The organism is Amycolatopsis roodepoortensis (genome assembly GCF_014873915.1).
GTDB lineage: Bacteria > Actinomycetota > Actinomycetes > Mycobacteriales > Pseudonocardiaceae > Amycolatopsis > Amycolatopsis roodepoortensis.
Genome location: NZ_JADBEJ010000005.1, coordinates 1674167 through 1694900, shown reverse-complemented (window position 1 = coordinate 1694900; position 20734 = coordinate 1674167). Strand labels below are relative to the sequence as shown.

General features: G+C 69.5%; 23 protein-coding genes. 11 read left to right on the top strand and 12 right to left on the bottom strand.

Annotation, left to right across the window (positions count from 1 at the left end):
• Positions 1–111: 111 nt before the first annotated feature.
• Complete coding sequence (locus H4W30_RS27285; RefSeq protein ID WP_192745445.1) at positions 112–669, top strand: sugar O-acetyltransferase; 558 nt, start codon at positions 112–114, stop codon at positions 667–669.
• Here the strand turns inward: H4W30_RS27285 and H4W30_RS27280 are convergent.
• Positions 666–1133 carry an Lrp/AsnC family transcriptional regulator gene (locus tag H4W30_RS27280; RefSeq protein WP_034317178.1) on the bottom strand — a complete coding sequence of 156 codons (468 nt, stop codon included), beginning with the start codon at positions 1131–1133 and terminating at the stop codon, positions 666–668. The genes H4W30_RS27285 and H4W30_RS27280 overlap by 4 nt on opposite strands.
• A gap of 102 nt (positions 1134–1235) precedes the next feature.
• Here H4W30_RS27280 and H4W30_RS27275 point away from each other — a divergent pair, with 102 nt between their 5' ends.
• Positions 1236–1712, top strand: a complete 477-nt coding sequence (locus tag H4W30_RS27275; protein ID WP_192745444.1) for a DUF2000 domain-containing protein — start codon at positions 1236–1238, stop codon at positions 1710–1712.
• Between the two features lies 1 nt (position 1713).
• Here H4W30_RS27275 and H4W30_RS27270 read toward each other — a convergent pair whose 3' ends face one another.
• Genes H4W30_RS27270 through H4W30_RS27250 form a run of 5 tightly spaced genes read right to left on the bottom strand, consistent with a single transcriptional unit; the run spans position 1714 to position 5911 of the window.
• Positions 1714–2505, bottom strand: coding sequence for an alpha/beta fold hydrolase (locus tag H4W30_RS27270; RefSeq protein WP_192745443.1), 792 nt, complete (start codon positions 2503–2505; stop codon positions 1714–1716).
• Positions 2506–2536: 31 nt separating this feature from the next.
• Positions 2537–3583 carry an NAD(P)H-dependent flavin oxidoreductase gene (locus tag H4W30_RS27265; RefSeq protein WP_192745442.1) on the bottom strand — a complete coding sequence of 349 codons (1047 nt, stop codon included), beginning with the start codon at positions 3581–3583 and terminating at the stop codon, positions 2537–2539.
• Positions 3580–4305 carry a CoA-transferase subunit beta gene (locus tag H4W30_RS27260; protein ID WP_192745441.1) on the bottom strand — a complete coding sequence of 242 codons (726 nt, stop codon included), beginning with the start codon at positions 4303–4305 and terminating at the stop codon, positions 3580–3582. Before H4W30_RS27260 ends, H4W30_RS27265 begins: the two co-directional genes overlap by 4 nt.
• A complete protein-coding gene (locus H4W30_RS27255; RefSeq protein WP_192745440.1) occupies positions 4302–5162 on the bottom strand; it encodes a CoA transferase subunit A in 861 nt (286 codons plus the stop codon). The genes H4W30_RS27260 and H4W30_RS27255 overlap by 4 nt, the downstream gene beginning before the upstream one ends.
• The gene (locus H4W30_RS27250; protein WP_192745439.1) at positions 5162–5911 is read right to left on the bottom strand and encodes an enoyl-CoA hydratase family protein; all 750 of its coding nucleotides are present in this window, start codon (positions 5909–5911) and stop codon (positions 5162–5164) included. Before H4W30_RS27250 ends, H4W30_RS27255 begins: the two co-directional genes overlap by 1 nt.
• Before the next feature lie 91 nt (positions 5912–6002).
• Here H4W30_RS27250 and H4W30_RS27245 point away from each other — a divergent pair, with 91 nt between their 5' ends.
• Positions 6003–6800, top strand: a complete 798-nt coding sequence (locus tag H4W30_RS27245) for an SDR family oxidoreductase (protein WP_192745438.1) — start codon at positions 6003–6005, stop codon at positions 6798–6800.
• Positions 6797–7702, top strand: a complete 906-nt coding sequence (locus H4W30_RS27240; protein ID WP_192745437.1) for an SDR family oxidoreductase — start codon at positions 6797–6799, stop codon at positions 7700–7702. The genes H4W30_RS27245 and H4W30_RS27240 overlap by 4 nt, the downstream gene beginning before the upstream one ends.
• 48 nt (positions 7703–7750) lie before the next feature.
• On the opposite strand, the gene H4W30_RS27235 is transcribed toward H4W30_RS27240, so the two are convergent.
• Positions 7751–8620 carry a GNAT family N-acetyltransferase gene (locus H4W30_RS27235; protein WP_192745436.1) on the bottom strand — a complete coding sequence of 290 codons (870 nt, stop codon included), beginning with the start codon at positions 8618–8620 and terminating at the stop codon, positions 7751–7753.
• 63 nt (positions 8621–8683) lie between these two features.
• On the opposite strand from H4W30_RS27235, the gene H4W30_RS27230 reads away from it, so the two are divergent.
• Together H4W30_RS27230 and H4W30_RS27225 are read left to right on the top strand one after the other, a co-directional pair.
• Complete coding sequence (locus H4W30_RS27230) at positions 8684–9529, top strand: SCO6745 family protein (protein ID WP_192745435.1); 846 nt, start codon at positions 8684–8686, stop codon at positions 9527–9529.
• Positions 9530–9569: 40 nt separating this feature from the next.
• Positions 9570–10055, top strand: a complete 486-nt coding sequence (locus tag H4W30_RS27225) for a pyridoxamine 5'-phosphate oxidase family protein (protein WP_192745434.1) — start codon at positions 9570–9572, stop codon at positions 10053–10055.
• A gap of 172 nt (positions 10056–10227) precedes the next feature.
• Here the strand turns inward: H4W30_RS27225 and H4W30_RS27220 are convergent, their stop codons facing one another.
• A complete protein-coding gene (locus H4W30_RS27220) occupies positions 10228–11391 on the bottom strand; it encodes a steroid 3-ketoacyl-CoA thiolase (RefSeq protein WP_192745433.1) in 1164 nt (387 codons plus the stop codon).
• Positions 11392–11636: 245 nt separating this feature from the next.
• Here H4W30_RS27220 and H4W30_RS27215 point away from each other — a divergent pair, with 245 nt between their 5' ends.
• The 4 genes from H4W30_RS27215 to H4W30_RS27200 are packed head-to-tail and all read left to right on the top strand — an operon-like array spanning position 11637 to position 14986.
• On the top strand, positions 11637–12863 hold the full coding sequence (locus tag H4W30_RS27215) for a cytochrome P450 (RefSeq protein ID WP_192745432.1): 1227 nt from the start codon (positions 11637–11639) through the stop codon (positions 12861–12863).
• Between the two features lie 41 nt (positions 12864–12904).
• The gene (locus H4W30_RS27210; RefSeq protein WP_192745431.1) at positions 12905–13693 is read left to right on the top strand and encodes a transglutaminase-like domain-containing protein; all 789 of its coding nucleotides are present in this window, start codon (positions 12905–12907) and stop codon (positions 13691–13693) included.
• Between the two features lie 48 nt (positions 13694–13741).
• Positions 13742–14764: a YhjD/YihY/BrkB family envelope integrity protein gene (locus tag H4W30_RS27205; RefSeq protein ID WP_192745430.1), complete on the top strand. Its 1023-nt coding sequence runs from the start codon at positions 13742–13744 to the stop codon at positions 14762–14764.
• 15 nt (positions 14765–14779) lie between these two features.
• On the top strand, positions 14780–14986 hold the full coding sequence (locus tag H4W30_RS27200) for a hypothetical protein (RefSeq protein WP_192745429.1): 207 nt from the start codon (positions 14780–14782) through the stop codon (positions 14984–14986).
• A gap of 4 nt (positions 14987–14990) precedes the next feature.
• Here the strand turns inward: H4W30_RS27200 and H4W30_RS27195 are convergent, their stop codons facing one another.
• From H4W30_RS27195 to H4W30_RS27185, 3 genes are read right to left on the bottom strand one after another with little or no spacing between them, the layout of a single operon-like run.
• Positions 14991–16151 (bottom strand): thiolase domain-containing protein, encoded by a 1161-nt coding sequence (locus H4W30_RS27195; protein ID WP_192745428.1) that lies wholly within the window; start codon positions 16149–16151, stop codon positions 14991–14993.
• Complete coding sequence (locus H4W30_RS27190) at positions 16148–17203, bottom strand: thiolase domain-containing protein (protein ID WP_192745427.1); 1056 nt, start codon at positions 17201–17203, stop codon at positions 16148–16150. The genes H4W30_RS27195 and H4W30_RS27190 overlap by 4 nt, the downstream gene beginning before the upstream one ends.
• An 8-nt stretch (positions 17204–17211) precedes the next feature.
• Positions 17212–18195, bottom strand: coding sequence for a Zn-ribbon domain-containing OB-fold protein (locus tag H4W30_RS27185; protein ID WP_192745426.1), 984 nt, complete (start codon positions 18193–18195; stop codon positions 17212–17214).
• Positions 18196–18293: 98 nt separating this feature from the next.
• On the opposite strand from H4W30_RS27185, the gene H4W30_RS27180 reads away from it, so the two are divergent.
• Positions 18294–19853 carry an acyl-CoA synthetase gene (locus tag H4W30_RS27180; RefSeq protein ID WP_192745425.1) on the top strand — a complete coding sequence of 520 codons (1560 nt, stop codon included), beginning with the start codon at positions 18294–18296 and terminating at the stop codon, positions 19851–19853.
• A gap of 67 nt (positions 19854–19920) precedes the next feature.
• Here the strand turns inward: H4W30_RS27180 and H4W30_RS27175 are convergent, their stop codons facing one another.
• Positions 19921–20709 (bottom strand): crotonase/enoyl-CoA hydratase family protein, encoded by a 789-nt coding sequence (locus H4W30_RS27175; protein ID WP_192745424.1) that lies wholly within the window; start codon positions 20707–20709, stop codon positions 19921–19923.
• Between the last annotated feature and the right edge of the window lie 25 nt (positions 20710–20734).

The window sequence follows — 20734 nt, the reverse complement described above, 5'->3', positions numbered from 1 at the left end:
ACCCGGAAACCGATCGACACAACTGAAGAACGCTCCGCAAGCATTCACCCGTCCTGTCGGCGGCCTCCCCGGGAGGCTCGCCGGCAGGACACTTTTCGGTAGGTTGGCGGCATGGGTGAGCAGAAGGACCGCATGCTGCGCGGCGAGCTGTACCGGGACAACGACCCCGAACTGGTCGCCGACCGCAGGCGCGCGCAGGCACTCGTCGACCGGTTCAACGGCACGGGCGCCGAGGAGACCGGTGAGCGGGACACGATCCTGCGCGAGCTGCTGGGAAAGCTCGGCGAGGGCTCCTGGATCATGCCGCGGTTCCAGTGCGACTACGGCTACCTGATCGAGATCGGCGCCAACAGTTTCCTCAACTACGACGCCATCCTGCTCGACTGCGCGCCGATCAGGATCGGCTCGGACTGCTCGATCGGCCCGCGCTGCCAGCTGCTGACCGCGCTGCATCCCATGGAGGATCACGAACTGCGGCGGCAGCGCTGGGAATCCGCCGCGCCGATCACCATCGGGGACAACGTCTGGTTCGGCGGCGGCGTCATCGTGTGCGCGGGAGTGACCATCGGGGACGACGTGGTGGTGGGCGCGGGCAGCGTCGTCACACGTGACCTGCCGTCGAAGGTGTTCGCCGCGGGCAACCCGGCCCGCGTCATCCGCGAGCTCTAGCGGTCCACCGGCGTGATCTTGGTGCGCCGACTGTGCTCGAACACCATCGAGGTGCGCACGTCGGCCACCTCGGGGCGTTCGGTCAGCTTGTCGATCACGAAGGCGTAGAGGCTGTCGTTGTCGGGCACCGCCACATGCAGGATGAAATCCTCGGTCCCGGTGGTCACGTAGAGCCCGACGAGGTCGGGCAGCGCGTTGACCCAGTTCCGGAAGCCTTCGATGTTGCGCCGCGAGGGCGGCCGCACCCGCACCGCGATGAGCGCCTGCACCCCGCGGCCGATCGACGGCAGGTCCACGTCCAGCAGCGCGCCGCGGATCACGCCGCGTTCCCGCAGCCCGCGGGTGCGGTCCAGCGCGGTGGTCGGCGAAACGCCCACCGCGGCGGCCACCTCGCGGTTGGTCTTCCGTGCGTCCGACTGCAATTGCGCCAGGATCGCCTTATCAAGTTCGTCCAGTCGCGCCATCTCGGCCCTCTCGCCGTATTAAGTACGAACACGGTGGACTCTACTCGTATGTCCTCCTAGCTTGGCCTTGTTCATCCGTTGAAGTGAGCAGGAGACAGCTGAATGTCCGAGCACGGTACGGCCATCGGATTCGCCCCCGAGGAGATCGACTTCACCGCGTCCACCCGGTCGGCCCGGTTGAAATGGGTGATCGTGGTCAACAACGAACTGCCGCCCGGCCGCGCGGTCAACGCGGCGGTCTGCACCGCCGTCGCCACCGCGCAGGGGGTCAGCGGGCTCCTGGGAGACGAAGCGGTCGACGCCGGCGGCGAGCACTACACGGGTTTGCCCTGGGTCGGTTGCTCGATCCTGTCGGCCGACGCCGGGAAGCTCCGGGCCATTCGTGCCAAGGCGGCCGCGTCGCCGGACTGCCACGTCGCCGACATGCCCGCCGTCGCCCAGCAGATCCGCGTCTACACCGACTTCCTCGCGACGATGAAGGAGATCCCGACCGAGGAGATGGACTTCTGCGCGATCGGCATCGTCGGCCCGCGCAACCGGATCGACAAGCTGGTCGGGAAGCTGCCCCTGATGCCCTGACTCAGCCTTCGAGCAGGTCCCGCAGCGCTTCGGTGAACTGGGCGGGGTTCCGCTGCGGCGCCAGATGCGCGCCGGGCACCTCCGTGAACGGCAACCCCAGCTCGAGCGCGAGGATCTTCGCGGGCTGGTAGTGGTAGTGCCCCCGGCTGCCGACGCCCGCGACGGGGACGATCTCGGTCCTGCTCCGCCGCAGTGCCCGCAGATCGGGAAGATAGTCGAGGATCTCGGCCAGCTCGCGGCCGAACAGCCGCTTCCAGTCCTCCTCGTTCGGCAGCCGGATCGCGCGCAGTTCGGGCAGCGCGGCGCCGGCGATCCCGTCGGTGAACCGTTTGAACGCCCCCATCAGGTCACCCGCCTGGGCGAGCCGGACCTGCGCGTTGGCCTCGTCGAGCCAGCCGAGCGCGTCGGGCAGCAGCTGGATGGCGGGCGGTTCGTGGGCGACCAGCACGGTCGCCGCGTCCGGGTAGCGGGCCACGAGGTCGAGACCGATCATGGCGCCCGCGCTGGTGCCGAACACGCTCGCGGGGCCGCCCCCGACGTGCTGGAGCACCGCGTGGGCGTCGTCGGCCTGCTTCGGCACGCTGACCGGTCCGGTGCTGGTGTCCGTGCTGCGGAAGTGACCGCGCCGGTCGTAGGTGACGACGGTGTAGTCGTCCGCGAGCAGCTTCGTCATCGCCCGGAAGGTGTCCGCCGAGCCCAGCCCGCCCGCGATCAGGAGCAGAAGCGGCCCTTCGCCGGTACTGCGGACGTACAGCTCACCGTCCTCGACCGGACAACGACTCTCCGAGATCATGGCCGAAGTCAAGCACAGCGTGCCCGGACCCTCACTCCGAGGCCAGCCCCCGCAGGATGCCGGTGGCGTCGGCGACGATCGTCTCGATCAGGTCGCCGACGGCGGGCAGGTCGCCGAGCAGGCCGACGACCTGCCCGGACGCCAGCACCCCGGCGCTCCGGTCGCCCTCGACGAGCCCGGCGCGCAACAGCATCGGCGTGTTGGCGGCCATCAGGACCTGGGACCACGTCCGGTCGCCGCCGCGTTTCATCCGCAGCCCTTCGGTCGCCAGCGAACGCCACGACAGCCCGGTCAGTTTGCGGAACTTCGCGGCGTTGCGGGCGGCACGGGCGAACCCGCTCACCGGACCGGCGGATTCGAGCGCGTCGACCAATTCCGTCCGGAGCACGCGATGCGGCATCCCGTCCACCTTCCGGGTGACGACGGTGCCATTGAGGTCACGGGCGAGGTACGCCTGCTTGATCTCGTCGGGGACGGTGCTTTCCCGCGTCAGGAGGAACCGGGTGCCCATGGCGACGCCGGCCGCCCCGTAGGCGAGCGCGGCGGCCAGGCCCCGGCCGTCGAAGAAGCCGCCCGCGGCGACCACCGGGATGTCGACCGCGTCCAGTACCGAAGGCAGCAGCAAGGTCGTCGCGACCCCGCCGGTGTGCCCGCCGCCCTCGCCGCCCTGCACGATGACGGCGTCGGCGCCCCAGCCCGCGACCTTCTCCGCGTGCCTGGCCGCGCCGACCGAAGGCACGACGAGGACGCCGTTGTCCTTGAGCCGCGCGATCATGTCCTTCTTCGGCGCGAGCGCGAAGGACGCGACGCGGACTTCCTCGGTGATGAGCAGCTCGACCCGGCGCGCGGCGTCTTCGGCGTCCGCGCGGAGGTTGACCCCGAACGGCCGGGACGTGCGGCTCTTGACCTCCTTGATCGCCGCCGCCAGCTCGTCGTAGGACATCGTGGCGGACGCGAGGATGCCGAGACCGCCCGCCTCGGCCGTCGCGGACACCAGCCGCGGCCCGGCGACCCAGCCCATCCCGGTCTGCACGATCGGATGCCGGATCCCGGCCAGTTCGGTCAGCGCGGTCTTCACGACGGGACTTCCTTGTCACGCAAGGACTTCGGATCCAGGCTGGTGCGGATCAGGAGCAGTTCGGTCTCGGTCGGCAGCCGGGATTCGGTGACCCCGTCGGTGATCAGCGGGAAAGAAGTCGCCTCGACGACCTCGTCCACGGAAACCCCCGGATGCACGGAAAGCAGCCGTGGCGCGTGGTCTTCACCGCCGAAGTCCAGGACGCCGAGGTTGGTGACGACGCGATGGACGTCGTGATACCGCAGCCCCGCCTCGCGCGCCCTGGCGTAGCCGACGCCGGACACGACGTCGACCTGGTCGACGAACACCCGCTTGCCGTGCCTGGGAACCCAGTAGCTCGTGCGGTGGTTGGCCGTGTTGCCCGGCCCGCCGCGCACACCGAGAAGTTGTTTCCTCGGCCGGGAATGGTCGCCGATCGCCGAGATGTTCTGGTTTCCCTCGCCGTCGATCTGGTTGGCGCCCATCACCACATGCCGTTTTCCGCGCGGCACAACGGTGTCGAGCACCTTGCGGAACGGTTGCCAGCCTTCGACGACGGCGTCCGGGGTCATCAGGTACGCCTCGCCGTCGGACAGCAGGATGTCCGGCTCGAACGTCAGCCTGGCGAGCCTGGCGCCCAGCGACGGGATGAAACCCATGGGGCTCACCACGATCTCGCCGTCACCGCGAAACAATTCGGCGCAGGCCACGACGGCCACTTCGGCACGGCTGATGTCACTCACGCGGACTCCCCGAATTCGGCGACGGCCTTCTGGTAGTGCGCTTCGTCCCCGGACAGGAACCTGTCGACGAATTCCGGCCACGCGTCGAGATCCTTGGCCGCTTCGGCGTAATGACGCTGGAAACGCTCGTCGCGCCCGTAGTCCGGGACGGCGGTGGTGAAATGCGCGCCGTTCGGCGTCTCGGCCACCCCGGTGACGAGCATCCGGCTCAGCAACAGGCTCTGCACCGGCCCCGCTTCGGTGAGCTCGGCCGTCTCGACGATCTTTTCCGTTGACACGTAACACTTGTCGGCGGCGAGCGCGAACAGCTCGTCGAAGTACGGATCGGGCCCGAGGTACTGCGCGTTGCCCCGGGCGTCGGCGCGGTTGAGGTGGACGAAGGCCGCGTCGAGCTTCAGAGCGGGCACGGCCAGCAGCTCTTCGGCGTCGTCGTACGGCGAGCGGACGGTGCGCAGCGACGGGTTCAGGTCCAGGACACCGGAGCCGAGTCCCGCCCGGGTCGGCAGGAAGGGAAGTCGTTGCGCGGCAGCGGAAAGACCGGTCCCGAACACGCCTTCGTCGTACTCCGTGACGGTGATCGACCCGGCTTCCCGCACCCGGGAGAACCACGGGTCGTAGGGGATCGAGTCGAGGGTGACGAAACCGAAGACGAGATGCTTGATCTTGCCCGCCGACGCCAGGAGCCCGACGTCCGGACCGCCGTAGGAGACCACGGTGAGATCCTTGACCGGAGAACGCAGGATCGCGCGCACCAGCGCCATGGGCTTGCGCCGCGAGCCCCAGCCGCCGATCCCGATCGTCATGCCGTCCTTCAGTTCGGCGGCGATCTCGTCCGGCGTCGTCCGCTTGTCGGCCATCACTTCCCCTTACCGTCCAAGAACTCCTGGCGCGCGCCGTCCGAGACGCCCGCCAGGTTGAGTTCGAAGGTGAATCCCTGCTCGAAGCGGTAGCTGCGGTGCACGGGCTGGACGTCGATGCCGTTGATGGCCTGTTTCGCGGCGCGGATCACGCGGGTGTCCTTCGCCGCGATCTGCCGCGCGACGCCGAGCGCGGTCTCGTCGAGGTCCTCTCGCGGGACGACGGCGTAGACCGAACCGTGGTGATGCAACTGATCCGCGGTGATCGTCGAAGCCGTGTAGTACAGGGCGCGCATCAGATGCTGGGGGACCAGCCGCGCGAGATGGGTCGCCGCGCCCAGCGCGCCGCGGTCGACTTCGGGGAGCCCGAAGGTGGCGTCCTCGCTGGCGACCACGACGTCCGCGTTGCCGACCAGGCCGACCCCGCCGCCGAGACAGAAACCCTGCACCGCGGCGATCACCGGGACGGCGCAGTCGTACACGGCGGAGAACGCCGCCGCGCAGCCCTCGTTCGCGCCGATCAGCGCCCCGTACCCCGGGTCGCGCTGGATCTCCTTGATGTCGACCCCGGCGTTGAACCCGCGGCCCTCCGCGCGCAGCACCACCACGTGGATCGCCGGATCGCGTCCGGCTTCGGTGACGGCGGACGCGAGGGCGAACCATCCCTTCACGCTCAGCGCGTTCACCGGGGGCGCGTCGACCGTGACCACGGCGACGCCGGGCTCCGGTGAGTGGGTGGAAACGGTCATCGGACACCCTTCTCCGCTACCAAACCTAGCACTTGCTTGGTACGTTAGCAGGACGTCCGGCCCGGGTACAGCGACGTGAAGGAGGCCCGGCATGGCACTCGAACTTCGGCTCGACGGCGCGGTGGTGCTGGTGACCGGCGGGGTCCGCGGCGTCGGCGCCGGTGTCACCAGGACTTTCCTGCGTGCCGGGGCCGAAGTCGTCACCTGCGCGCGCACCGAACCTGAGCGGCCCGTCTGCGCCGGGGACGGCGCGTCGACGTTCATCTCCTGCGACGTCCGCGACCCGAAAGAGGTCGACGCGCTCGTCGAAGAGGTCATCCGGCGGCACGGCAGGCTCGACGTCGTGGTCAACAACGCGGGCGGCGCTCCGTACGCCGAGGCGGCGAACGCGTCGCCGCGGTTCCACGAGAAGATCGTCGCGCTGAACCTCCTGGCTCCGCTGGCCGTCGCGCGTGCGGCGAACGCCGTCATGCAGGAGCAGGAAAGCGGCGGCGTCATCGTGAACATCAGCAGTGTCAGCGCGACGAGACCGTCGCCGGGCACGGCGTCCTACGGCGCGGCGAAAGCGGGCCTGGACAACTTGACCGCGTCGCTCGCCGTCGAGTGGGCGCCGAAGGTGCGGGTCAACGGGCTCGACGTCGGCATGGTGCGGACGGAGCACTCGCATCTGCACTACGGCGACGAAGCGGGCATCGAGGCGGTGGGCGCGACTGTCCCGTTAGGACGGTTGGCCGATCCGGACGAGATCGGTGCCTGCGCGGTGTTCCTGGCTTCCCCGCTGGCTTCCTACGTCAGCGGCGCCTGCCTGACCGTGCACGGCGGGGGAGAGGTTCCTGCCTTCCTCGCCGCTTCCAATTCCCTGGTGAAAGAACGAAAGGAGCCGGTGTGAGCGGGATCGCCGACGGCCGGATCGTGGTGGTGACCGGAGCCGGTCGTGGCATCGGGCGGGCGCACGCGCTCGCGTTCGCCGCCGAGGGCGCGCGGGTGGTGGTGAACGACCTCGGCGCCGGGATCGACGGAAGCGGAGGGTCGGCCGGGCCCGCCCAGGACGTCGTCGACGAGATCGAGGCGCTCGGCGGCAAGGCGGTGGCGAACACCGACGACATCGCTTCGTGGGACGGTGCCGCGGCGCTGGTGCGGACGGCCGTCGAAACGTTCGGCGGCTTGGACGTCCTGGTCAACAACGCGGGTTTCCTGCGCGACCGGATGCTGGTCAACCTCGGCGAGGAGGAGTGGGACGCGGTCATCCGTGTCCACCTGAAGGGGCATTTCGCGCCGACGCGGCACGCCGCCGAATACTGGCGAGCCGAGGCGAAGGCCGGCCGGACGCGGACCGCGCGGGTGATCAACACCAGTTCGGGCGCGGGTCTGCTCGGCAGCGTCGGGCAGGGGAACTACGCGGCCGCGAAGTCCGGGATCCTGGGGCTCACGCTGGTCGCCGCCACCGAATTCGCGCGGTACGGCGTCACCGTGAACGCGATCGCCCCGGCCGCCCGCACCCGGATGACCGAAGTGGCCTTCGCCGACGACATGGCCGCGCCGGAGGACGGTTTCGACGCCATGGCACCGGAAAACGTGTCGCCGCTGGTGGTGTGGCTCGGCAGCGAGGAGTCGTCCGGGGTCACCGGCCGGGTGTTCGAGGTCGACGGCGGGCGCGTCTCGATCGCGCAGGGCTGGCGGCACGGCACGGTGCGGGACAAGGGTTCCCGGTGGTCGCCCGCCGAACTCGGGCCGGTGGTGGCGGAGTTGCTGGCGGAGGCTCCCGTGTCTGAACCCGTTTATGGAGCGTAGGTCTTCGGTCTCGTGAGTGGTAAGGACGGTTCTAACCGTTCTTACCACTCACGAGGCGTCCCGCGTCAGATCCCGGACCTCGGGAAGCCGCTGGAACCCGCTCGATTCGTAGGTCGCGACCGCGGCGACATTGGAACTCGGCGTGTTCACGCCCGCGCTCGACGAGCCGAGCTTCCGGAGCGCGGCCGCCGCGGCGAAGGTGATCGCCCTGCCGTGACCGTGCCCGCGATGGTCCCGGTGTACGCCCATCGGTTCCAGCACACCGGGTTTGCCCTGCCCGGCCGACCACACGGCCACCGCTGCGACCGCGTCGCCCTGTTCGTCGTACCCGACGAGGTAGCGGGAGTCGGCGTACGGCGCTCCGGTCGCCATCGTGCGCCACTTCTCGGGGGTGAACGTCGAGCCGTCGAAGGCTCCCCGCATCACGTCGGCCCAAACATGGCAGTCGTCCGGACCGATCGTCTCGATCCGCAGGCCTGGGTCCTTCACCGGTTCGGTGAGGTCGCGGCGCAGCGGGGTCCACGGTTCGCCGGCGTGCCAGCCGTGGCCGGGCAGCAGATCGTGGAGCAGGGCGTCGTTCGGCGCTTCGACGGACACCTCTCCCGGTGGCAGCACCCCGCGTTCCGGCGCGACGATGTCTTCGGCCATCCGCCGCGCCAATTCCTCGTCCCGGCGGACATCGGGGGCGGTCGTCACGCGCAGGAGATCGGCTCCGTCCAGGAGCCCGACGGCGAGAATCCGCCCGTCCCGGCGCCAGATCCGGACCGCCGCGGCTGTCGCCTCCGCCCCCGAACGCCAGAACCAGCCGAGGTCACCGGGATGCAGTTGCCAGGCCACGCCTTCGGATTGCCACTCCCGCAGCGCGTCGACGGCCTCGTTCAGCCCATCGGGTCCCGGTTTCTCCAAGCTGATCACCATGCCGTGATCCCACACCACGCCGCGATCGCCCGCATCCCGTTTTCGGCGAGGCAAGATGGAGGCGTGAAGTCACTTCAGCGCCGTCTCTGGGAAGCGGTCGAGCCGCTGCACGCCGTCGTCTACTTCGCGCCGGAAACGGCGGCCGCGGCCAAGGCGGCAGGCCTGCCCGGGTGGTGGATGGGCTATTTCGCCGGCCGGGTCGCGCCGCTCGGGCCGCTGCCGGAACCACCGGCGACCGCGATGCTGTTCGGATTCGCCCCGCGGATGGTCGCGCGGTCCTTGCCCGACGCGTGGAAATACGCCGAACCGGCGATCGTGCTGAAGAGCCGGATGGACGCCGTCGAGGAAGCCCTGAACCGGATCCTGCCCGACGACGCGCCTCTCGCGGACCTCGCCGACCTGCTCGAGCAAGCCGTCACCGGCTGCGATTACGCGGCAAGGCCGCTAGCCGCCGCCTGGTCCTCGGTGACCAGGCCCGCCACGCTCGCCGGCCGGGTCTGGCTCGCGGCGACGGTGTTGCGCGAGCATCGCGGGGACGGTCACGTGCTGTCCGCCGTCGCCGCCGGGCTGCGCGGGCTCGACACCACGCTGACCCACATCGGCAGCGGAGCGGTGACCCGCGAGGTGGTCCAGGTCAACCGCGGCTGGTCCGACGACGAGTGGGACGAGAGCGTCGCGCGGTTGTCCGGACGCGGGATCCTCGACGGCGATCTGGCCCTCACCGGTCCGGGAATCGCGCTGCGCCAACGGATCGAGGACGAGACCGACCGTCTCGCCACCGGCCCGCTCGAAGCGCTCGGCGAGGACGGGGCCGCCGAGGCCGTGCGGCTCGCCGTCCCGCTGAGCCGCCACATCTTCGACGCCGGGGCGATCCCGCTGCCGAACCCGATGGGGGCGCCGCGGCCCTGAGGCCTCGAAACTGTCGGACCCCGGTGGGACGCTGTTCCGCATGGCGACGTGGCAGCAGTTCAGTGAAGAGGCACCTGCGCTGGCGGAGAAGATCAAGGAGCGGTTCACCGCGGCGAAGTCGCATGTGCTGGCGACGGTCCGACGGGACGGCTCGCCCAGGGTCAGTGGCAGTGAGGTCGATTTCCGTGAGCGGGACCTGCTGATCGGTTCGATGATCGGCGCGATGAAAGCGAAGGACCTGCAACGCGACGGCAGGTTCGCGATCCACGCCGCCTCGGCGATCGACGAGGGCGGCGCGGACGCGAAGGTGTCGGGAAAGGCCGTCGAGATCACCGATCCGGCGGAGGTCGCCCGCCTGCAGGGCGACGACGGGGAGGCGCACGTCTTCCGGCTCGAACTCACCGAAGCGGTGCTGACCTGGGTCGAGGGCAACACCATCTATTTCGACTACTGGAAGGAGGGGCAGGGGAGCAAACGGCTCGCGAGGCCGGACAACGGTCCGGTGGTCGAGGTCGGTCTGGACTAGCAGGGCAAGGCAAAGTCAGGTGGCCAGTCGCGGTCGTCGACTGTGTGGAGTTTGGGGCGTCAGATGACCAGAAATCCACACAGTCGTGAGTGACCGGTCCGGTCATGAGCACTGTGTGGAAATAGAGACAGTGAACGTCCCTATTTCCACACACCCCTCACCCGGAGTGAAGCTAGATCCGTTCGATGATCGTGCCGGTGGAAAGCGCGCCACCGGCGCACATCGTCACCAGCGCGGTGCTCGCGTCACGGCGTTCCAGTTCGTGCAACGCCGTGGTCAGCAGGCGGGCGCCGGTGCTGCCGACGGGATGCCCGAGCGCGATCGCGCCACCGTTCACGTTGACCTTGCCTTCGTCGGGCCGGTGCACCCGCAGCCACGACAACACGACCGAAGCGAACGCCTCGTTGACTTCGAAGAGGTCGAGGTCGGCGATCGCCATCCCCGCCTTGGCCAGGACGCGTTCGGTCGCCTGCACGGGGCCGTCGAGGTGGTAGTACGGCTCCGCGCCGACCAACGCCTGCGAGACGATCCTTGCTCGCGGCTTGAGGCCCAGTGCCTTGGCCCGGTCCGAGTCCATCAGCAGGAGCGCGGCCGCGCCGTCGGAGATCTGAGACGAGGTCCCGGCCGTGTGCACGCCGCCTTCGAGGACGGGCTTGAGCCTGGCGAGGCCTTCGACGGTCGTCTCGCGGAGTCCTTGGTCGCGGGACACCAGCCGTGTCTCGCCGGTCGGTGCGCCGTCCTCGCCGAGCACGGGGGCCTTCACCGCGACGACCTCGCGGTCGAAGTGCCCCGCGGCCCAGGCGGCGGCGGCCTTGGCCTGGGACTCGGTGCCGAACCGGTCGACGTCCTGCCGGGTGATCCCGCGGCGTTCCGCGATCCGCTCGGCCGCGCCGTACTGGTTGGGCATGTCGATCGACCACGACTCCGGCCGGGGCGTGCCGATGCCCTCGCCGCGGTTCGCGCCCAGCGGGACCCGGCTCATCGCCTCGACCCCGCAGGAGACGCCGGCGTCGATCGCGCCGGCCGCGATGAGCCCGGCGATCAGGTGCGTCGCCTGCTGCGCCGATCCGCACTGGGCGTCGATGGTGGTCGCGCCCGTGGTCTCGGGGAGCCCGGCGTGCAGCCACGCGGTGCGCGTGACGTTGCCCGCCTGCTCGCCGGCCTGGGTCACGGCGCCGCCGATCGCCTGCTCGACCAGCGTGGGATCCAGCCCCGCGCGTTCGAGCAGGGCGCGCTGCGCCGCGCCGAGGATCTCGGCGGCGTGCAGCCCCGCCAGGTGACCCCTGCGCTTGCCGATGGGGGTGCGGACCGCCTCGACGATCACCGGACTACCCACGTTCGCCTCCTGGGGAAACACTGTTCACTACCGAGAAAAGTAGAACACGTTCTTGATTTGAGCAAGACGTCGCAGGGTTGGCCCGTTTTTGATCGCTGGTCGCCGTTCCCGCTCGTTGCCTGGGTCGCATGATCCACGGTGGCCGAGTTAACGGGTTTCACTGAAAACTCTTCACTTGGTAAACACCGTATGCTTCAATCGGGTCTAGAACGTGTTTCATTGGCGAACCGCGTAGGAGGTAGCCCGTGGCCGCTCCCCTGATCCCCGCCGGTTTCGATTTCACCGATCCGGATCTTTACGCCACCAGACTGCCTCTGGAGGAGTTCGCCGAACTCCGCCGCACGGCACCGGTCTGGTGGAACCCCCAGCCCCACAACACCGCGGGCTTCCGCGATGACGGCTACTGGGTGGTCAGCCGGCTCGATGACGTCAAGGCGGTGTCGAGGGACAGCGAGCTGTTCTCCTCCCGGGAGAAGACCGCGATCATCCGGTTCGACGAGAACATGACCGACGACAGCCTCGAAGCCAACCGGCTGGTCCTGCTCAACATGGACGCCCCGCAGCACACGAAGCTGCGGCGGATCGTGTCGAAGGGCTTCACACCGAGGTCGATCGCGAAGCTCGAGGACACCCTGCGCGACCGCGCGGAACGGATCGTCAGCGAGGCGAAGAAGAAGGGCTCCGGCGATTTCGTCGTCGACGTCGCCTGCGAACTTCCCTTGCAGGCCATCGCCGAACTGATCGGCATCCCGCAGGAAGACCGGCTGAAGGTCTTCGACTGGTCCAACCAGATGGTCGCCTACGACGACCCCGAGTACGAGGTCGAACCGCTGGCCGCGTCCGCGGAGATCGTCGGTTACGCCTGGAACATGGCCGAAGAACGCCGCAAGTGCCCGATGGACGACATCGTCACGAAGCTGGTGCAGGCCGACGTCGACGGCGAGTCGCTGGCGTCGGACGAGTTCGGCTTCTTCGTCATCCTGCTCGCCGTCGCGGGCAACGAGACCACGCGCAACGCGATCACCCACGGGATGAAGGCGTTCCTCGATCACCCCGACCAGTGGGAGCTGTACAAGAGGGAGCGGCCGAAGACCGCCCCGGACGAGATCGTCCGCTGGGCCACCCCGGTGGTCGCCTTCCAGCGCACCGCGACCAGGGACACCGAGCTCGGCGGCCAGCACATCCGCAAGGGCGACAGGGTCGGGATGTTCTACAGTTCCGCGAACTTCGACCCGGACCACTTCGACGAGCCGGAGAAGTTCGACATCCTCCGCGAGGACAACCCGCACGTCGGCTTCGGCGGCACGGGTTCGCACTACTGCATCGGCGCCAACCTCGCGCGGCTGGAGATCGACCTGATCTTCAACGCCATCGCCGACGTCATGCCGGACATCGCGGAAGTCTCCCCGCCGGACCGGCTCCGGTCGAGCTGGCTCAACGGGATCAAGCACTACCAGGTCCGCTACGCCTGACCTGATCGGCCGGACGCGGCCCCGTGGGGCACCATGGGGCCATGGGTCCCCACGTTCAGGTCGACGTCGAAATGTCCTTCCGGGTCACGAAACCCGGCCCCGCCGCGTTCGTGATCGCGCTCGCCGGCGGGGCCGCCCAGGAGGAGTTCGCCTATCCCGCGCCGCCGCGCCAGGTGGCGTTCGAACACGGGACCCGGGCCCAGGTCGTCGACCTGCCGTCCGGGGAACACGTCGTGCGGTACCGGGCCGAACGCGCCCTCGGCCCGGCCGACGCCGAGCCGCTCGGTCAAGAAGATCTGATCCGGTACACCAGGCCCAGCCGGTACTGCCCCTCGGACCGGATGGGCGGGCTCGCGCTGTCCCGCTTCGGCGGCTTGCCCGGCGCGCGGGCCCAGGTGGAGGCGATCGTCCGGCATGTGGGCGGGCACCTGTCCTATGTGGTCGGTTCCGGTTCGCCGACCGACGACGCCGTCGACACCTACCTCGCCGGTGAAGGGGTGTGCCGCGACTACGCGCACGTCTGCATCTCGCTGTGCCGCGTGCTCGACATCCCCGCCCGGTTCGCCGCGGTCTATGCGCCCGGACTGTCCCCAATGGACTTCCACGCCGTGTTCGAGGCCGCGATCGACGGCCGCTGGTACGTGTTCGACGCCACCGGCCTCGCGCCGAGGCAGAGCCTGTGCCGGATCGCGACCGGCCGCGACGCCGCCGACACCGCGTTCCTCTCCACCCTCGGCTGTGAGCTGGACTTTCTCGGCAACACCGTGCTGGCGACCGCAGGCCCGTCACTGCCGGAGGACGACGGCTCGGAGCTGATCGCGCTCGCTTGATCGCGTGTTGACCACGAGCCGTGACCTCGCTGAGGTAGACATTGGCGTGTGAGGGAGAAGCAAGCACCGACGAAATGGCAGCGGCTGCGTGCCCGCTACCGCTGGCTCGACCACGTGGCGCGGGCCGTGAACCGCTACGTCGAGTACGGCGGTTACCACTACGTCGCGTCGATCACCTATTTCAGCCTGTTCTCGCTGGTGCCCATCCTCATGGTCGCGGTCTCGGTGGCGGGCTTCGTGCTGGCCAGCCAGCCGCAGCTGATCGAGTCGATGCTGAGCGCGATCACCGGCACGCTGCCCGGCGCCCTCGGTGACAAGGCGGGGGAGCTGCTCACCGGGTTCGTCGAGCAGCGCACCAGCGTCGGGATCATCGGTCTGATCATCGGCTTGTACTCCGGCTGGAACTGGATGAACGCGCTCCGCGACGCGCTCACCGCGCTGTGGGGCCAGAACCGGTCGGATCTCCCGCTCCTGCGCACGATCGCCGCGGACCTGCTCGCGCTGCTAGGCCTCGCGAGCGCGCTGCTGGTGTCCTTCGCCATCACCATTTCCGGGTCCGCGCTCGGCCGGTATCTGCTGGGGCTGGCCGGGGTGGACGACACCGCCTGGGGGCACAACGTGCTGTCGGCGATCTCGATTCCCTTGGCGTTGCTGGCCAACTGGCTCGTGTTCCTCTGGGTGCTCACCCGCCTGCCACGGAAACCGGTCGGGGTCCGCAGCGCGATGCGGGGCGCGGTCGCGCTGGCGCTGGGCTTCGAACTCCTGAAGCTGGCCGGTGGGATCTACCTGCGCTTGATCGGGAATTCGCCGACCGGGGTCGCCTTCGGCTCCATCATCGGCCTGATCTTCTTCATCTCGCTGGTGGCCCGGATGCTGGTGTTCGTGACAGCCTGGACCGCGACCGCGCGCGACGCCCCGCCGGACCCCGTGCGGCCGCCCCCGCCCGTCGTGGTCCGGCCGGTGGTGGCGGCGCCTGACCGGCACGGGCTCAAGCCGGTGCTGGTGGGCGCGGTGACCGGGGTGATCGCGACCCTGGCCGCGCAACGCCTCCGGCCGCGCCGCCGCCCCTGACGAAGGGAGAGCCCGATGTTCGGTGAGCGAGCACCGTCGTTCGCTTTGTCCGAGCTCGTGGGTTCACGGGTGGACGAGGCGCGGGCGAAATGCGAGGCCGACGGCTTCCAGGTCGAGGTCGTCGATTTGGAAGGACACGGAGCCGTGACACTGGACCTCCGGCCGAACAGGATCCGCCTGTACGTCAGGCGCGGGAAGGTGGAGGAAGCCAGAGCCGGCTGAAGGATCAGCTCGGTTTGGCCGATCCCACCACCCACATCGAGAAGAACTGCGAACCGCCGCCGTACGCGTGCCCGAGCGCGATCCGCGCGCCGTCGACCTGGTAGTCCCCGGCCCGGCCCATCACCTGTTTGGCCGCTTCGGAGAACCGGAGCATCCCGGACGCCCCGATCGGGTTCGACGACAGCACGCCACCCGACGGGTTGACCGGCAGGCGCCCGCCGAGCGCGGTCTCGCCGGCTTCGGTGAGCTTCCAGCCCTGGCCTTCGTCGGTGAAGCCCAGGTTCTCCAGCCACATCGGCTCGAACCACGAGAACGGCACGTAGATCTCGGCGGCGTCCACTTCGGACAGTGGGTCGGTGATGCCCGCGTCCCGCCACAGCGCCGCGGCGGCGTCCCGTCCGGCCTGGGGGTTCACCTGATCGCGTCCGGCGAACGTGGTCGGCTCGGTGCGCATCGCGGTCGCGTGGATCCACGCCGCGCCACCGGGAACCGCGTCGCCCGCCGCTTCGTCACCGATCACCATCGCGCAGGCGCCGTCCGAAGACGGGCACGTCTCGTCGTAGCGGATCGGGTCCCACAACATCTGCGACGCCTGCACCGACTCCACCGTGATGTCGGACTGCCGCAGATGCGCGTACGGATTCAGCGCGCCGTTGCGGCGGTCCTTTGCCGCGACGATCGCGCCGACGTGGTCGGGCGCGCCGGATCGCCGGATGTACGAGCGCACGTGCGGCGCGAAATAGCCGCCGGCCCCGGCGCCCACCGGCATCTGGAACGGCGGCAGGATCGACAGACCCCACATCGCGTTCGACTCGGACTGCTTCTCGAAGGCCACGGTCAGCACCCGCTTGTGCACGCCGGCCTGCACGAGCGACGCCGCCACGAGCGCGGTCGAGCCGCCGACCGAGCCGGCGGTGTGCACGCGCAGCAACGGTTTCCCGGTCGCGCCGAGCGAGTCGGCGAGGAACAGTTCGGGCATCATCACGCCCTCGAACAGATCCGGCGCCTTGCCGAGGACGACGGCGTCGATGTCGTCCCAGCCGGTCTGCGCGTCGACCATCGCCCGGTCGATGGCCTCCCGGAGCAGTCCGGGCATGGACACGTCGGTGCGTTTGGCCTTGTGGTGGGTCTGGCCCGTTCCCAGTACGGCCGCGAGGTGCTTCACGAGAGGACCTCCAAGGTCGCGACCAGGTTCTGCTGGAGGACGGGGCCGCTGGTCGCGTGGGCGAGGGTCTTGCGCGCGCTGCCGTCGAGGACGCGGTTCGCCGCCTCTCCGATCCGCGCCAGCCCCGCGGAGAACATCGGATTACCGGTCAGGACGCCGCCGGAGGGGTTGATCCGCACCTGGTCGCCGAGGCCCAGCGCGTCACGCAGGATCAGTTCCTGATGCGTGAACGGCGCGTGCAGTTCCGCGATCTCGACGCCGTCGAGGTCGAGCGCCCGCCCGGCGGCCGCCGTCGAAGGCGATTTGGTGAGGTCCCGGACGCCGAGCGCGGGGGAGTCGACGCGGTGCTCGATCCCGGTGATCACCGCCGGGCTGTCGACGAGGTCCGCCGCCCGCTCGGCCGACGCGAGCACGAGCACGGCGGCGCCGTCGGTGATGGGGGCGATGTCGTGGGCCCGCAACGGATCCGCGAAATACGGGGCGTCGAGAAGCTCCGCCACCTCGACCGTTCCGGCGAGTTGCGCGGCCGGATTCCCGGCGGCGTCGGCGCGGCTGCGCGCGGCGACCTCGGCGAGATCCTTTTCCGACCAGAGCCCGGATTCGAGCCCCAGTCTCGCCTGGATCCCGGCGACGCTCACCGAGTCCGGCCACAGCGGCGCGACGACGTACGGGTCCATTTGCAAAGCCAGCACCCGCCGCAGCTGTCCGGCGGAGGACTTGCCGAACCCATAGACCAGCGCGGTCTCGACCTCGCCCATCCGGATCTTCAGCCAAGCCTCGTACAGCGCCCACGCGGCGTCCATCTCGACGTGCGATTCGTGGATCGGCGGGAAGGCGCCTATGGCGTCGACCGCGGCGATGAACGAGAACGCGCGGCCGGCGAGGTAGTCCGAGGAACCGGAGCACCAGAACCCTATGTCCTCTTTGGACAGACCGGTGCGCTCGAAGACCTCGGCGAAGATCGGCACCAGCATTTCCACGCCGTTGGTGGTGCCCGGGGTACTGCGGACGTTGGGGGCCTGCGCGAAGCCCACGACTGCTACATCTGGCACGGTGGTCCTCACAGATGGTGGGCGAAGGATTCGTACGGTGCGTCGGGCTCGCCGGTCGGCTCGAAATGGCCGATGTTCTCCAGCGAAGTCCACCATTCGTCCCGTGGCTTCCACGCGGCCCGGACCCGCATGCCCATCCGGACGTCGGCGGCGTCGCAGCCGAGGACCAGGTGCAGGAACGCGATGTCCGCGCCGTCGAGCAGGATGTACGCGGCCACGTACGGCGGTTTGATCTTCTGGCCGAGGAACGGCACGTTCACGATGCAGAACGTCGTGACGATGCCGGTGTCGGGCAGTTCGACCTCGTCCGTGGTCGGCACGCCGTCGGTCGGGCAGGCACCGCGCGGCGGGATGTAGACCTTCTCGCAGGACGGGCAGCGCTGGCCGATCAGCCTTCCCTCGGCCAGCCCGCGCAGGTACCGGCTTTCCTCCGGCGACGCGGAATGCTGATAGCGCAGGTGGATCGGCGTGATCACGACGCTGACCGGCGCGCCCTCCTCCCGTTTCGCGACCGGGGGAGGCGCCTCGGTGGTTTCGGTGTCGGGCCCGTCGGCGGGGACGAAGTAGGCTATGTCGCGGATGTGCCCGACGGTCTCGTCCGCCCAGCGGATCCGGACCCGCTGTCCCGTGTGGACATTCGAGGGGGAACCGGCGTCGACGGCGTGCAGCATCGGGGTGTCGGCGCCGTCGAGCCGGATCAGCGCCCACGCGAACGGCCGCGACAACGGCTGGCCGTCGACGGGTTCGGCGATCCAGGACCAGGAGACGATCTCGCCCTCGGACGCCACCGGCACGAATTCGGACAGCGCCTCGGCGGTCACGGGGTCGTACTCCAAAGGGGGCACGTGGACGCGGCCATCGCTGCCGCGGACGCCTTCGACACGGCGCTCGCGCAGGGCATCGACGAACCGGCCGAGCACGGGGCCGACCGAGCGGGTGTAGTCGAAGCCCACGTTGAGCGGGGCCGACAGCGGAAGTTCGGGTGCGCTCACGTCCTGAGTGAAACACGTTCTCGATTTTCCGGCAAGACTGCGCGTCTGGGCCTTGCTGGCGGTTGCTCTTGAGTGGAACGCGTTCTAGATTTGCGGGTATGTCGACTGCCACCGGGACACTTGGGGTCTGGAATATCGCCGCGCAGGAGCCGGAGCGGGTCGCACTCGTCGATCCGGACGGCCGCTCGATCGGCTACGGGGACCTCGCCGCGAAAGCGAACGCGTACGCGCGGGGGCTCCAAGCCCTCGGGCTCGAAGCGGGGGACGTGGTCGTCGTCCTGCAGCCCAACGGGGACGAACTCGTCGCGGCCTATTTCGCCGCCATCCAGTCCGGCCTGTACATCGTGGTGGTCAACTGGCACCTGGTCGGGCCCGAGGTCGCGTACATCCTGTCCGACAGCGGCGCCAAGGCGTTCCTCGCGCACGAACGCTTCGCCGACGTCGCGATCGCGGCCGCGGACGAGGCCGGGATCCCGGAACGCGCGCGGTTCGCGGTGGGTGACGTCGCTGGCTTCCGGAGGATCGAAGAACTCGGCTCCGGCGAGGGCGACGGCCGTCCGGAACGGCGTACGGCGGGCTCGCCGATGCTCTACACGTCCGGCACCACGGGGCGGCCCAAGGGCGTCCGGCGGCCGCTGACCGGCGCCGACCCCGACTCCGTGCCGGCCGCGTCGACGTGGTTCTTCGGGATCTTCGGGCTGGCGCCGCACGACGGCCACGTACACCTCTGCGGGTCGCCGCTCTATCACACGGCGGTGCTCAACTTCGTCGCGATCTCCCTGCAGCTGGGGCATACCGCGGTGCTGATGGACCGCTGGGACGCCGAGGACATGCTGCGGCTGATCGAGCGGCATCGCGTCACGCACAGCCACATGGTCCCGACGCAGTTCCGGCGTCTGCTCGCGCTGCCGGACGACGTCCGCGCGGCCTACGACCTGAGTTCGCTGCGCGTGATGATCCACGGCGCCGCGCCGTGCCCGCTGGAGGTCAAACGCCGGATGCTCGACTGGTGGGGCCCGGTCGTCACCGAGTACTACGCGGCCACGGAAGGCGGCGGGACGGCGATCTCGGGCGAGGAATGGCTGAAGAAACCGGGTTCGGTCGGGCTGCCGTGGCCGGGTTCGACGATCAAGATCCTCGACGACGAGGGCACGGAACTGCCCGCCGGTGAGACCGGCACGGTGTACATGAAGATGGGCGACTCGAAGTTCGAGTACCACAAGGATCGGGCCAAGACCGCCAAGGCGCGGGTCGGGGACCTGTTCACCCTCGGCGACGTCGGGCACCTCGACGAGGACGGCTATCTCTTCCTGCACGACCGCAAGGCGGACCTGATCATCTCGGGCGGGGTCAACATCTACCCGGCGGAGATCGAGGGCGAACTGGTGATGCACCCGAAGATCGCCGACGTCGCGGTGTTCGGCGTCCCGCACGAGGACTGGGGCGAGGCGATCAAGGCGGTCGTCGAGCCCGCGGACGGCGTCGAGCCCTCCGAGGAGCTGACCGCGGAGATCCTGGAGTACGCGGCGTCGCGGCTGGCGAAGTTCAAGCTCCCGCGTTCCGTCGACTACTTGCCCGAACTCCCGCGCGACCCGAACGGAAAGCTCTACAAGCGCAAGCTCCGTGACCCCTACTGGGAAGGTCACCGCGTCCCCTGACGCATTTAGTCCTCTGGATGCGGTAGTTCACCGGCGAACTACCGCATCCAGAGGACGAAACGGGGGGTCAGCGGCCCCGGAAGACGGGCTTGCGCTTCTCGGCGAAGGCGCGGGGGCCTTCCTTCGCGTCTTCGCTCGCGAAGACCTCGATGCCGTACTGGGCGTCGAGCTTGAAGGCCTCTTCCTCGTGCATGCCCTCGGTGTCCCGCATGGTCTTGAGGATCGCGCGGACCGCCAGGGGACCGTTCGCGGAGATGAGGCCCGCGAGTTCGAGGGCCTTGTCCAGCGCCTTCCCGTCCGGGACGACGTGGCCGATCAGGCCGATCTCCAGCGCCTCGGCCGCCTTGATGTGCCGTCCGGTCAGCAGGAGGTCGGCGGCGACGGTGTACGGGATCTGGCGGGGGAGCCGGACGGCCGAACCACCCATCGGGAACAGGCTCCATCGCGCCTCGGACACCCCGAATTTCGCGCTCTCGCCCGCGACCCGGATGTCCGTACCTTGCAGGATCTCCGTCCCGCCGGCGATCGCGGCGCCTTCGACGGCCGCGATCAACGGTTTCGTCAGCCGCCGCCCCTTGAGCAGGCCCTCGATCCTGCTGGGGTCGAACGTGCCCTTCTCGAACGAGTCGGACGGCGAGTTCTTCGACATCGACTTCAGATCCGCGCCCGCGCAGAACGCGCCACCCGCGCCGGTGAGCACGCAGCACCGGATGTCGTCGTCCTCGTCGACCCGGTTCCACGCCTCGACCATGATCCCGAGCATCTCGCCGCTGAGCGCGTTGCGGGCCTCCGGCCGGTTCATCGTGACCACGAGGGTGTGTTCGATCTTTTCCACCAGCGCGTGCGGTTCGCCCACCTGAACCTCCCATAGAGCGGCCATT